Source organism: Escherichia sp. SCLE84 (assembly GCF_012584495.1).
Lineage (GTDB): Bacteria > Pseudomonadota > Gammaproteobacteria > Enterobacterales > Enterobacteriaceae > ECMA0423.
In genome coordinates, this window is sequence record NZ_CP051430.1 from 4414159 (window position 1) to 4427145 (window position 12987).

Below are 12987 nucleotides of genomic sequence, written 5' to 3' on the forward strand. Positions count from 1 at the left end.
GGGGCAGATATAACATTAAATTATAAATAGAGATAGTTCGGCGGTTCTCCTGTTTTCCCTAAAAGAAGAGCGCTACGCCCAGGAATATTGATATTTAGAGATCCGCCTCTAAGCGTAAATACTTTACCAGGGGGGATAATTTTTCGGGTATTATTAATAATAATGTTAACGCTATTACTCCCCATGTTTTTATATATTCCAGGTTGCAATTTGTTAGGCCAGGTACCTTCAACTTCTTCGTTTCCTTTATTTATTATAACTAGTCCATCATGAGGAGAGTGATTAATGTTCACAGAATCCCCACGACTAAAGGCCAGAACGTTTTTAGTTGCAAATATACCCTCAAATGCGCTCCATATTCCTGCTTTATCTATATATAATGCGTGGAATTCATTGTAGAGCTGCTGATAGGTAGAGCAACCTTTATTAAGCCACGCCTCACCGCCAACACGCGTGGACCCATCATAATTTTTAATTTCAGTCGTTGATTTTAATACTTGGCCATCCCAGTAAACTAAAGGCCTGCTGAACGGCAGAGCGGCCATATATGCCATTGCTAATTGTTCATCTTGTTGATGGTTAAATAGAAAGTCATTGAAAAGATTACCATTGTTAGGAAAATCGTGGTTAATGTTAATCAATATCCGTCTTTCTGATGGGATACTTGAGATTGTGGAACCCGGTTTTGATGCAAGGGTTTGGAGATCTCCACCAAATGAAAAGGCTTTTATCGTTTTCATGAGCAATGAAAAATCAATGGCGCTTAAATCATCTCTTTCATAAAGCAGTGATGACATTTGTTGTTCATCCAACTGACAAGTTACCAGATATTCCATGTAATTCATAACGGCTTTTTTATGATATTTTGGGTTAAATAAGTTAGTATTGTGTAACCGCTCATTATAATTTTTAAGCGGTGGGGTTATTGATCTTTCTATTTGTTCATGTTTTGAGTGTTTTGCCGCATCATAACGTAAACCTCGTACGCCATATTTTCGCATTTCACGAACGTATTGATTTTGCAACATAATAACCTGGTCACTTTTGGGTGTTGTTTTAGGCATTCCATTTAAACGCTTTTCTTTTAATGCATGGAGGCTTTCCCATTCATCCTTAGAGATGTTATCTTGATCTTACCCAGCAATAGTGGACACGCGGCTAAGTGAGTAAACTCTCAGTCAGAGGTGACTCACATGACAAAAACAGTATCAACCAGTAAAAAACCCCGTAAACAGCATTCGCCTGAATTTCGCAGTGAAGCCCTGAAGCTTGCTGAACGCATCGGTGTTACTGCCGCAGCCCGTGAACTCAGCCTGTATGAATCACAGCGCTACAACTGGCGCAGTAAACAGCAAAATCAGCAGACGTCTTCTGAACGTGAACTGGAGATGTCTACCGAGATTGCACGTCTCAAACGCCAGCTGGCAGAACGGGATGAAGAGCTGGCTATCCTCCAAAAGGCCGCGACATACTTCGCGAAGCGCCTGAAATGAAGTATGTCTTTATTGAAAAACATCAGGCTGAGTTCAGCATCAAAGCAATGTGCCGCGTGCTCCGGGTGGCCCGCAGCGGCTGGTATACGTGGTGTCAGCGGCGGACAAGGATAAGCACGCGTCAGCAGTTCCGCCAACACTGCGACAGCGTTGTCCTCGCGGCTTTTACCCGGTCAAAACAGCGTTACGGTGCCCCACGCCTGACGGATGAACTGCGTGCTCAGGGTTACCCCTTTAACGTAAAAACCGTGGCGGCAAGCCTGCGCCGTCAGGGACTGAGGGCAAAGGCCTCCCGGAAGTTCAGCCCGGTCTGCTACCGCGCACACGGTCTGCCTGTGTCAGAAAATCTGTTGGAGCAGGATTTTTACGCCAGTGGCCCGAACCAGAAGTGGGCAGGAGACATCACGTACTTACGTACAGATGAAGGCTGGCTGTATCTGGCAGTGGTCATTGACCTGTGGTCACGTGCCGTTATTGGCTGGTCAATGTCGCCACGCATGACGGCGCAACTGGCCTGCGATGCCCTGCAGATGGCGCTGTGGCGGCGTAAGAGGCCCCGGAACGTTATCGTTCACACGGACCGTGGAGGCCAGTACTGTTCAGCAGATTATCAGGCGCAACTGAAGCGGCATAATCTGCGTGGAAGTATGAGCGCAAAAGGTTGCTGCTACGATAATGCCTGCGTGGAAAGCTTCTTTCATTCGCTGAAAGTGGAATGTATCCATGGAGAACACTTTATCAGCCGGGAAATAATGCGGGCAACGGTGTTTAATTATATCGAATGTGATTACAATCGGTGGCGGCGGCACAGTTGGTGTGGCGGCCTCAGTCCGGAACAATTTGAAAACAAGAACCTCGCTTAGGCCTGTGTCCATATTACGTGGGTAGGATCACGCAGGGGTCGGCCCATTTGAGCTTCAGATAGGAACGTTTGAATTCCTTTCACAAAATACATCACATACTGAACGTGAACATTCCCACTTTGATCTTAAGGCCAAAAAGTATGCAGGACTAATGATTTTTAGGGATAGCTTGAGAGTATTACCTTATGGTCGAGTAGATAATGATTTCTTCCAGATAGAAGAAAGACGTTCATGGAATGCAGGGCGATATTATTGGTCTAATAGAAGGATTTTTGGTTATATTGGAATTACTCAATCCAGTAATAAAGAGCTGAAAGATAAGTCGGGGAGAGAGGGATTCATAAGAAACCAGGCTGCAAGAGAACTGAAAACTATTATATCTAATTTGTTAACTGAACTTGCTGATAGATTTTTTGGTTCACGTTCTGATGACCGTAAAGAGCTTTTAGAACAAGTTAAGCGTGAAAAAGAGTTAAGAAAATCTGCTCAACAACAAGCTCGAAAATCAACACAAAAAAGTTTTTCAGAAGCTTTGAAGAATCAGACACCAGTTCTTGATGCTTCCTTGGAGGCTGTTAAAAGGCTGAAAACTAAGCTTGATAAAACTGATGGTTCGTTAGATTTAAACTATCTTAAAATTATAGACAGTGATCTTACAAACTTAGATGCGTTGCGCAGTGAAATTAAAACGCCTATCAAACCTCCAAAACTTGGAATGTATGAAGAGAAATATAGAGACTACAGAGATAAATTTAATGAGTTCTCTGCGTATATTCTACAAATGAAGTTAGCAATTAATAAACTTGATTCTGAATTAAATAAACTTGAGCCTTCATTGTCAGCGAAAAATCACCTTGAAAAAAATCAAGGTATTATTAATTCTAAACTAACTAAGTTTAATAACACGATAGAGGAGAAGATACATTCTCTTTTAAAAAAATGGGCCGATGAAATAAAGGTTGATCGAAGTGATTATTATGCTAAAACTATATCAGTTGTTGATTCAATAGATAATGATTCACAAATTGAAAATGTGTTTAATTTGCTCGGTAGTTTATATGTTGAGTCAGTTGATACCCTAACTTTCAAATATCAATCAATAATAAAAGGTCTCGATAGATTATTTGAAGGTATAAACTTAGATTCAGCATTCTCATTATCTGAAGAAGAACGCTCATATTTTGAAGAAAAAGCTAAAAGTTTAAACGCGCTTGCACAGTTAGGTATTAGTGTTGAGATAATATCTCATGAACTTGAAGAAATGGATTCTATGGTAACCAGAGGACTAAACTCTCTTCCTACTTCTGTAAAAGAACACCCTGGTTTTTCATTGGCGTTAAATGCTCACAGATCGCTTACTCAACAAATACGTTTCTTATCACCTTTGAAAATATCAGGTTATCAATCCAGGCAGAGAATAACTGGAAAAAATATCATGGATTATGTCCTGAAGTTCTTTGAGGAGCGTTTCGAACGGCAACGAATAACTATTGAATTTAGTGAAGAGTTTAAGCAAATCGCAATAACAGATATACCATCAAGGATCTATCCTGTTTTTACTAATATTATCAACAATGCAATGTATTGGGTCAGTCTGTCAAATAATAGGCTCATAAAGATTGGTTTTGTGAATTCTTTGGTTATCATAGCAAATTCTGGTCCGGCAATTGATACCGATGATATCCCGCGACTATTTGAACTATTTTATAGCAAAAGAGCAAATGGACATGGGGTAGGTCTGTATCTATGTCGAGAAAACCTTGCTGTTGCACATCATAAAATATGGTATTCAGAACCTGATGAAGGCGATAACTATTTAATAAAAGATGGCGCTAATTTTGTGATCCAGTTCAATGGAGTGGCGTTCTAATATGACAGTGGCAAATTATAATTCTCTTGTCCAGAAAACTTTCTGCGAAAATGCAATTCGTTCCGTTGTCATGATTGATGACGATTTTCTGACGTATTCTGAATCAATCAGGGCGTTGAATAACGAAGTTGATTTAGACTACAACAAAATTGACTCATCTAAACGAGCCGCTACTCTTGAGAGCTTTTTTCAATCTAAAAATATGATTTGTGATGTTGACAATGGTTCTGTTAATTTCGATGTGGATCGGATTAGAAAATCAGATCTTATTATTGTAGATTATCATCTTGATAATAATGCACCTGATAAAACACTTAAACTATTACAAGATTTGAAAGACTCCGATCATTTAAATATGATTGTAATATATACTAGAGAGAATTTAGAAACGGTTTGGATGCAGATATCATCGACTCTCAAAGGTGCTCTGGATATCAACAGCTTGATCATTGACTACGATAATGAAGATGTCCAAAGTTATTGGGAAGACGTTGTATTACCGAACTTAAATGATAATGGTAATAAAGCTCTCACAAGAGATGAAACAATAGCCTATATTAAAGACAGTAAGCCTTGTAGAAGAATTAAAAGATTAATACATGATGATGCTGTGTTGGAGGATCAAAAGGATAAAAACTTCATTGCAAAAATGATTGCAGAATATGCTGTGTCTAGAAATGCAATTATTTCTAGCAACACATCTGGCAATGTCATTCGGGGTGATGAAAGCGGAGTAAAATGGATTCAATGTGGTAATATCTTTGTCTCCCTATTTCATAAGGTTCAAGATGATCATGAAAACGATGGAGATAGGATTTGGCAAACTCTCAATGATTCTCTCATTGAATGGAAACCATCTTATTATCAGTTAATAAAATCTGAAATTCAGAATGCAATCGAAGCTGAGGCTTTATCTTTTGTAAATCATTTGGCTAACGATCATTACGGTCAAGCTGCGTGGTTAAATGAGATATTAAAATCAGACTCGCCTGATATTAGATGTAGAAATATTGACTTTGTATTTGGTAATTTATCAGAAGAGCTTTATCAAAGACTTAAAAATAATAATACGCTGGATGAATTTATCAAAAGTGTTTTTGATAGCTATTCAAATGAATACGCTAACAGCGGAGTTGCTGCATTGCTCCAATATTGCTCTTCAAAAATGGATCTGCCATCAAATAATGATACTTATCACGAAATGTATCATGCTTTAAATATGAATTTGTCTTCAAAGAATTTTGAAGATGGTCATATTTCTACTGGCACTATTTTCTTTGATACAGAGTCGAACAAATGGTATTTATGTGTATCTGCGGCATGTGATTTGGTTCCTACTCAGGGTAACGACCCTCACCATGTAAGATTAAGTCCGCACAGGCTCATTAAAGTTCTGGAGCTTTTTAACGCCAGTCAGAGTAAAGCATTGCCATTTGCTGAACATTCGAAATATATATATGTAATGCATAAAAATCAAAGAAAATATCTCTCTATTTTCGAAGGGGATAAAACGCTTCCTGTTGTTGATTATATGGTGGTGTTGAATCATGGAACAACAGTTGATGGCGAAGAAAAAAATATTATTTCTGCCGTGTTTTTAAGTAATATGGATGGCAACGTGCAAAATGTTCCTGTCCGACTCAAACTTAAATCTCAACTGAGAACTGGTTATGCAGAAAGATATCAGGCTATAGCGTCTCAGTATAGCTCAAGGATTGGTGTGGATTATGTATCAATGATGCTACCATAATTATTATATTTTAGGCGTGGTGATTTTTTTTCGCCATGCCTATTTTATATTTATCATCACAATGATGTTGTTTATTTTTGTTTAAGTCTTCTAAGCTTCATGCATTCTAATGAGAATAATAATAGAGTTGTGCTGTATATAAAGCCAGAGTTAGTTAATAACTTTAAATTTAATGCTTCAGGATTTTCACTGAGAAAGTGAAAGGCATAAACTAAGTATACAGCTAAAGTAGCCGTTCCAATTGTTGGTCCAATATCGCCTTGATCATGAGGTTCAAGGTTTACATTGAACTTGAAGATTAGCCATTCAAATCCCCAAGTAAAAAAAACAACTAATATCATGGCTGCGAATAATTTCGCGATGTTATCTGCTGATGGATTCATCAGAACAGATTGTTTCTGAAAAAATTCACAAAGTGAGAGTCCGAAAAAAATAAAAAAAAGTGGTCTGGAACTAAATTTTTCAAAAACTTTGAATAGGGTTTCCATTTTCTTTACCTTCAGGATTATATTAGCTATTCTGATACTTAGGCTACCAGAGCATTTGATCTTTGAGCTTGAACGTAATCACTCCACCATTGCATCAAACTCTGTCGCTCTATCAGATATTCTGCACGATTGTATGCTGCGATAATTTCATCTTTTTTCGAGTGGGCAAGCGCTGCCTCAAGAACTTCAGCTCTGAATTTACCAGACTCCTCTGCCGCTGTTCGTGCAATAGAACGCATACCGTGAGCTACAAGCTCGCCTCCGAACCCCATTCGGATGATAGCTGCGTTGGCTGTTTGTTCATGCATATGATTAAGAGGCGCTTTTATGCTGGGGAAAACCCATTCTCTATGCCCACTTATTGATTTCATTAATTCAAGGATGCGCAAAGCTTCTTTACTCAAAGGAACTTTGTGAAGCTTTTTCATTTTCATGAAATCAGCAGGAATGTTCCAAATGCTGTTGGTTGTATCAATATCAGACCACCTTGCGCGAACGGCTTCACCCGGACGAACCCATGTCAACAATTGCCATTCAATTAGCATACGTGTTTCCAACCGGATTGACGCATTCGTCAAAGATTCCATAAACCTTGGCAATTCGCTTGGGGGAAGGGCAGGCATATTTTGCTTTTTTGGTTTACTGAATCTTTGACCAAGGTTGTCAGCCGGGTTGAACTCAATAAGTTCTTCAGTAGCTGCCCACCGGAAGATTTCATTCAGACGTGAAATGATACGGCGTAGAGTTTCCAATACGCCTCGTTGCTCAATAGGATCAAGGTGTTGTTTTAAGAGCTTAGGTCGGATCTCATTGATAGGGACATTACCCAGACCGGGAAAGACATTTCTCTCTAAGCTGCGCCAGATGTCTGCTGCATGGTCTTGTGAGATACCTGATGTCTTTACCTTCTCATCTAACCATTTCCGCGCTACGGCTTGGAGAGTGTGCTCAGTAGCACTCTTTAATGCCTTCGCCTTATCGTTGTTATGGATTTGGGGATCAACACCATTTGCCAGAAAGGAGAGATATTCATCACGTAAGGCTCTGGCTCTTGCAAGGGTAAGGTGAGGATATGTCCCAAGGCTCATTTTGGTTCTTTTCTTGCTCACTGGTACTGCATACCTGAAATACCAATTTTTCTTGCCTCCTTTCGCCAAAGGAGCGATTCGTAGAATCAGACCATCACCGTCAAACAAGTTGATTTCTTTATCGGCTGGCTTGGTGCTTTTGATTTCAGTGTCAGTGAGCTTCTTAGCGATTTTTGCCATTTTGGGACCCTCGGTTTTTGGACCCTTCTTAGTGGGTCCCATTCAGGGTGCCATAACTCGTAGTTCTCAGCAATTCTCACTGGACGACAATAGACGTAAAAAAGCCCGCAGAGCTTGTGCTGTGTGGGCTTAGTAGACTTCATTGAACTTCAAACAACTAAAAAGTGGTCTGGCGGAGTTTGAATAAATATTGTATTGCTTTGATTTTTTAATGATTTTGTTTAATTCAGCTTTTGTGTGTATACCTAATCGTATACCAATGGCTGTAAGTTAATGTGAAATGAAAGCGCATTTTTACTTGGATTGATGCTATATCGTACAGGAAAAAATTTTTTTTCGGAAGAACTGTTCACACTGTTCACCATTTGGTTTTCTCCTTTTATTTCAGCATGATAGGTGGTGAATAATGGGTGAAGGGTGAACATTCGATTCTTCACCTCCGGCATTCTGCCGGTGTGACTCATACCGGTGATTAATCCCCCGTACTGAAATCACACAGGGAGAAAAAAGTTTTTTTTTGATTTGATTGTTCACACTGTTCACCTTTCATTTTTCTCTTTTAATTTCAGTGTGATAACGGGTGAATACACGGTGAAGGGTGAACAGTGGATTGTTCACCTTCGGGGAATTCAGGGATAAAAAAAGACCGGCAGATGCCGGTCAGATGAGTCATGAGGGTCAGGTTGTTGCAGGGTCGTCACATTTTGGCAGCCAGTCGCCGTAGCTTTCCTCTTTCAGCGTCAGGTTGGTCTGTATCCCCTGTTTGGTATGGCGCTTCTCGTAATTCAGTCCGTATTCCTTCAGCATCACCGGCAGCCCCAGCCCGAACATTTTCAGACTGAGTACATTCCGGTAGCCGTTTGCCTCCATGTAGGCCAGATAGGCGTGATAGAGGTATTTACGGTAATTACGCGGGATGATACTGGCGTTCCCCATATACATGCCGCTGGTCTGCGGCAGGGTTTCCAGATAGCCGATAAAATCAAACGTCGGGTCGGCATCCCGTTTGATGTTCAGCGCCTCGTCTGAGTTCTGCTGGGACTGAAGCAGTGACCGGGCGAGCATCGGGTCGCTGAACTTCTGCATCAGGTGACGCACGATGACCGCCAGCTCGCGGGTGATTTTGTCCTTAAGCTGCGGGTCGCGCTCCTGCGGGGCTATCTGTTCCGGGAAGTGAATAATCACCCGCCGGCGTGACACGCCGCCGCTGCGGTCGGTGAAGCGCATCGGGTTATTGTTCACGGCCAGAATCACCGCCGGGATGTGCGTGGAGTACGCATCCCGGTATTTCGGGTCAACGGACACCGCATCGCCGCCGGTGATGGCCTTGAGTCCGGCACCGTCGCCGCTCCATTTTTCCTGGTCCGGCAGGCGTATCAGTGAGAAGCCAGTTAACGCGGCACGTTCACGCGGGGATTCCAGCGTCTCGATGGTGGCCGACGTGACGTTATCCTCCCCGGCCAGCAGGGTGGCGATTTCGGCCATGATACTTTTGCCGCTGCCGCCGGGACCGGTCACCTCCAGAAAGAGCTGCCAGTCGTAGCGGTTTGCCAGCACCATAAACAGTGCGGCCAGAATCACGTCGCGTTTTTCCGCACGACCACCGGCGGCACGGTCAAGCCAGCGCCAGAACGCGGGAGCGTGGGTTTCCAGCGTTTCCCCTTCCACCGGCGGGGTGAAATCCACATCGCACAGGGTACGCATCCAGTGTGACGGACTGTGCGGGTGGAACGTGCCGTTCTGCGTGTCGAGCACGCCGTTACGAAAGCCAATCAGGCGGCGGGAGGGGGCTTCCTGCTGCGGAATAATCAGCTTCAGGGTGTCCACCACGGAGGCCACCTTCCCGGAGGAGAACGGCGCACGCAGACGCTGAAACAGCCCGGCCACATCCCGGGCAAAGTCCTGTGGCGGCAGCACCTTCCAGACACCATTTTCATAACGGGACAGAAGCTGGCCGTTGGCATCGACCGCGAGCGCCTCGCCGTAATGCTCATAGATACGCATGGCCTTTTCGCTGGTACTCATGGCGGAAAACTCCGCTTCACTCATGGTGTCGAACGGGCTTTCAGCCGGTGGCCGGATGGCATCGTAAATGGCCTTACGGGTGGCCTCCCCGCCGTACTGCGTGAAGGCATCATTCCAGTCACCGAAGACCGGTGGCAGGGCAACAACACCTTCACACGCATCTGCGGCTGCGGCGGCTTTTTTCTGGCCGTCACCGCTGAGGTCACGGTCAGCAGCAAGGACAATCTGACAGGCCGGATGCTTCTGCCGGGCAAGGCTGGCCAGAGAAAGGAGGTTCACGGAAGAAAGCGCCACCATCACCGTTTCACCGGTCAGGTGATGTACGGTAAGTGCGGTCGCGTATCCCTCCGCTATCCACAGACGTTTTCCGGCCTGATTCTGTCCTTCAAGGGTGTGACAGGTGCCCCTGACCTGTCCGCCTTTCAGGGTGCGCTTACGGCCGTCAGCACTGATTAACTGAAGGTTAACCAGTTCGCCGCTGTCGTCATACAGTGGCACCACAAGGTCACCGGCGCGCCAGCTCACGCCACCGGCTCTGTGTGTGCCGGTCAGCATCCGGCATTCCCGGCCGGGAAAGCCCTTGCGGGTCAGGTAGGCGTTACCGGTTCCGGGACGGGTTTTCGCTATCAGGGTTTGTGCCAGTGCGGCGGCGTTCTTCCGGGCAGCGTCTGTTTCAGCACCGGCGGCAGCCGTCACTGCCGGGTCAGCCGGGGGCAGGCTGCCGGTCACGGCAGCCACCTTTGCGGCCGCGTCGGACGGGGAGACACCAAACACCTTTTCAACCAGTTTCAGGCCGTCACCGGCACCACACTGATTGCAGTACCAGGTGCCGCGCCCCTCCCTGTCATCAAAACGGAAGCGGTCACTCCCGCCACAGACCGGACAGGGCTGATGACGGTTCTTCAGCACCTGAATCCCCAGCGCCGGGAGAATACGCGGCCAGTGGCCGAGCGCATGGCTGACGGTGGCGGTTACGTTCATTTTCATGGTGTTGTTCTCCTTCAGTGCAGTACCGGCGCTTTTATGTGACGGGCACAGAGTTCATCCATCACAACCAGCCCGAGAAAGGACAGCGACGGCGCGGCCTTCAGGGGGCCGGATTCCATTAAATCTTCCAGCAGGGCACAGGCTATCTGACGCCCTTTTTCCTCACCGTGCTGGCGCAGATAAAAGCCCTCCAGCTCAGCGGCGATGGCCGCCTCCAGTGATTCAAGGGTGAGATGCGGGTAGCGGTGCTGACGTTCGCACACGGTCAGCCAGGCACAGGCGACAGCGCGACGGTAAAGGGCAGCGCGTAAGACGGGCGGTAAGGGTGTTTTCATTTGTTTTCCTCCCTGTGACAGATGACTGCATTCCGTGCCGGTTGCATTAACTGATAAGGCATATCTGCGTCTCCTGAAGACGTGCGTATCCCTGCGCGAATACGCACATTTAATTTTTCGGGTGTCGTTTTTTAATTACAGATAATTGCGGTAACTGTTATCCGGGGTGATTTCCGGGTCAGGCTCCGTGCGGGGAATTTCCCGCCATTCCCGCGCCACCGGTGCCGCCCGGCTGACCGGAACAGGGTCCTGCGGGTAAATATCCAGATATTTCTCCCGCCATTTCTGTAATTCCGGGTCTCCGGCCATTTCTTTCAGTACCGCATGCCGGTTTACGGGGCTGCGTCTGAACAGGTCAGGACGGTCACAGGTAAATTTCCGCAGAAAACGCCCCAGCGGGATATCTGTGGTGCGCCCGTCAGCGAGGATACGCACAAGGATACTGAATTTACGGCGGTACGGGTTCCAGACAATGTCCGGGCAGCGGTACGGCATTTCCCACGGAATACCGTCTTCCAGAATGCCAACCACGGCCACATCGGGAAAACCGGCAGAACGGTAAATCTCACCGGGCTGGGGAAAATCAAACATGCGTCTTGTCTCCCCGGTCTTTCTGCTGGGCGAGAAAATCGCGGCACAGGCCTTTGGCTTTCAGCTCATTCAGCACAAAATCAATATCTTCATTCAGGTAGCTGAAAATATGCGGAATGTAGAGCTGATGCAGGCCGGAGAGTTCACGGTGAATCAAATCACCCCCAACAAACTGGGATACGGCGCTGGCGCGGTTGAGCTTATGGTAAGCCTCAATGCTGAGGTGTTCACGGGAGTCATGACGCGCTGAGACGGTCTGAGGGGCTTTTTTATTACGCACGGGACACCTCCATCACCGGCAGACGGGCAGCAAGGGAGAGCACATAGTCACGGACAAGGGAACGGCGGGCACTGCGTTCATCACCGGCGACGGTGCGAAGCATGCAGATACGGGGATGACGGTCTGCGCGACGGACAGCCGCAAACACAAAGACAAATTCAGGGTGTGAGGGGGTAAGGGTTGTAGCCATGATGGCAGCCTCCTTGAAGTAACAGTTACAGCTACCACTGGAGTTCCTACGCTCATGGGTGGTAGCCCGGACGGGGGTAGGAATACCGGCCTTCAAGGAAACCGGCCAGCCCGAAGGCTGCCCCGCCCGGACCACCATTATCTGACAGAGGCTACGGTTTAAAAACCACAGCCAGAAAAACAGGTGTGCCGAAGCAACGACGTAAAAAAAGACGCATGGCGCGTCATATGTCGCCTTGAAGTAACTCGGGTTCCTACGCCCGGCTGCCGATTTTGCGGCAGCGGAAAAACTATATCCGCAAATGCCGGAAAAAGGCAAGCCAGAAAAAGGGAGTTTTTGCAGAACAGGCATCATCATGCGTCGTACCCCCGTTTGCGTCCGGCAATGCGCCCGGCCATCCATGCGGTGACTTCAGAGTGCAGCCAGGCCACATTTTTACCGCCAAGACTCACCTGCGGCGGAAATTCCCCCTTACGGATGAGTTCGTAGATGGTCGAGCGTGACAGGCCGCACAGGTGCATCACTTCCGGCAGACGTAAAAAACGCTCCTGCGTGATGTCCGGCAGCGGCATCAGTGGCGTCACAGGGGCGGGAGACGGGGAAGAAAAAACAGCTTGCATCGGGCTACCTCGTTAATGTCCATACAGCACCGGATAAGTCCGTCCGGCTTCGGGTAGCGCTTTATTTTGTGAATATTTTCAGCAGACGCAACAGGGGGGATTTGTTCCGGCAGTCTTACAATGGCTGTGTATTTTTTGTACATCAGCGCCAGATAGCTTTAAAACGCTCTGGAAGGAGCTGGAAAAAATTATAGTGAAATACAAATTGTTTTTTCTTATTTATTTCA

General features: G+C 45.9%; 11 protein-coding genes and 1 pseudogene. 3 read left to right on the plus strand and 9 right to left on the minus strand.

Translation table 11 applies throughout. The features are described 5' to 3' along the window. Positions 1–20: 20 nt before the first annotated feature. Positions 21–1127: pseudogene (locus HGD79_RS21415) on the minus strand (alpha amylase C-terminal domain-containing protein); the annotation flags it as partial. A 66-nt stretch (positions 1128–1193) separates the two neighbouring features. Between HGD79_RS21415 and HGD79_RS21420 the strand changes: the two are divergent. From HGD79_RS21420 to HGD79_RS21430, 3 genes are all read left to right on the plus strand, one after another. Beyond that, a protein-coding gene (locus tag HGD79_RS21420; RefSeq protein WP_085948468.1) for an IS3-like element IS3 family transposase occupies positions 1194–2356 on the plus strand; the annotation gives its coding sequence in 2 pieces (ribosomal slippage) (positions 1194–1455 and positions 1455–2356; 1164 coding nt in all). 151 nt (positions 2357–2507) lie between these two features. Then, complete coding sequence (locus HGD79_RS21425; protein ID WP_168848497.1) at positions 2508–4226, plus strand: ATP-binding protein; 1719 nt, start codon at positions 2508–2510, stop codon at positions 4224–4226. Position 4227: 1 nt separating this feature from the next. Next, positions 4228–5976 (plus strand): response regulator receiver domain, encoded by a 1749-nt coding sequence (locus HGD79_RS21430; protein WP_000214990.1) that lies wholly within the window; start codon positions 4228–4230, stop codon positions 5974–5976. A 71-nt stretch (positions 5977–6047) separates the two neighbouring features. Here the strand turns inward: HGD79_RS21430 and HGD79_RS21435 are convergent, their stop codons facing one another. From HGD79_RS21435 to HGD79_RS21470, 8 genes are all read right to left on the minus strand, one after another. Beyond that, positions 6048–6464 (minus strand): hypothetical protein, encoded by a 417-nt coding sequence (locus HGD79_RS21435; RefSeq protein WP_000448925.1) that lies wholly within the window; start codon positions 6462–6464, stop codon positions 6048–6050. Positions 6465–6502: 38 nt separating this feature from the next. Further along, positions 6503–7732: an integrase domain-containing protein gene (locus HGD79_RS21440; protein ID WP_001341819.1), complete on the minus strand. Its 1230-nt coding sequence runs from the start codon at positions 7730–7732 to the stop codon at positions 6503–6505. A gap of 678 nt (positions 7733–8410) precedes the next feature. Further along, positions 8411–10744: a primase-helicase zinc-binding domain-containing protein gene (locus tag HGD79_RS21445; RefSeq protein ID WP_168848498.1), complete on the minus strand. Its 2334-nt coding sequence runs from the start codon at positions 10742–10744 to the stop codon at positions 8411–8413. A gap of 14 nt (positions 10745–10758) precedes the next feature. Next, on the minus strand, positions 10759–11079 hold the full coding sequence (locus HGD79_RS21450) for a DUF5375 domain-containing protein (protein ID WP_000856729.1): 321 nt from the start codon (positions 11077–11079) through the stop codon (positions 10759–10761). A gap of 135 nt (positions 11080–11214) precedes the next feature. Beyond that, entirely contained in the window at positions 11215–11670 is a 456-nt protein-coding gene (locus HGD79_RS21455; RefSeq protein WP_052907993.1) for a hypothetical protein, read from the minus strand. Continuing rightward, positions 11663–11950 carry a Derepression protein gene (locus tag HGD79_RS21460; RefSeq protein WP_168848499.1) on the minus strand — a complete coding sequence of 96 codons (288 nt, stop codon included), beginning with the start codon at positions 11948–11950 and terminating at the stop codon, positions 11663–11665. Before HGD79_RS21460 ends, HGD79_RS21455 begins: the two co-directional genes overlap by 8 nt. Further along, entirely contained in the window at positions 11943–12497 is a 555-nt protein-coding gene (locus tag HGD79_RS21465; RefSeq protein ID WP_044686936.1) for a host cell division inhibitor Icd-like protein, read from the minus strand. Before HGD79_RS21465 ends, HGD79_RS21460 begins: the two co-directional genes overlap by 8 nt. Beyond that, entirely contained in the window at positions 12494–12760 is a 267-nt protein-coding gene (locus tag HGD79_RS21470) for an AlpA family transcriptional regulator (RefSeq protein ID WP_001149160.1), read from the minus strand. Before HGD79_RS21470 ends, HGD79_RS21465 begins: the two co-directional genes overlap by 4 nt. Positions 12761–12987: the final 227 nt, after the last annotated feature.

Excerpts from the sequence above, each read along its gene's own strand:
- HGD79_RS21435 (WP_000448925.1), bottom strand. The coding sequence starts at position 6,464 with ATGGAAACCCTATTCAAAGTTTTTGAAAAATTTAGTTCCAGACCACTT.
- HGD79_RS21465 (WP_044686936.1), bottom strand. The coding sequence starts at position 12,497 with ATGATGATGCCTGTTCTGCAAAAACTCCCTTTTTCTGGCTTGCCTTTT.
- HGD79_RS21450 (WP_000856729.1), bottom strand. The coding sequence starts at position 11,079 with ATGAAAACACCCTTACCGCCCGTCTTACGCGCTGCCCTTTACCGTCGC.
- HGD79_RS21470 (WP_001149160.1), bottom strand. The coding sequence starts at position 12,760 with ATGCAAGCTGTTTTTTCTTCCCCGTCTCCCGCCCCTGTGACGCCACTG.
- HGD79_RS21445 (WP_168848498.1), bottom strand. The coding sequence starts at position 10,744 with ATGAAAATGAACGTAACCGCCACCGTCAGCCATGCGCTCGGCCACTGG.
- HGD79_RS21440 (WP_001341819.1), bottom strand. The coding sequence starts at position 7,732 with ATGGCAAAAATCGCTAAGAAGCTCACTGACACTGAAATCAAAAGCACC.
- HGD79_RS21455 (WP_052907993.1), bottom strand. The coding sequence starts at position 11,670 with ATGTTTGATTTTCCCCAGCCCGGTGAGATTTACCGTTCTGCCGGTTTT.
- HGD79_RS21425 (WP_168848497.1), top strand. The coding sequence starts at position 2,508 with ATGATTTTTAGGGATAGCTTGAGAGTATTACCTTATGGTCGAGTAGAT.
- HGD79_RS21430 (WP_000214990.1), top strand. The coding sequence starts at position 4,228 with ATGACAGTGGCAAATTATAATTCTCTTGTCCAGAAAACTTTCTGCGAA.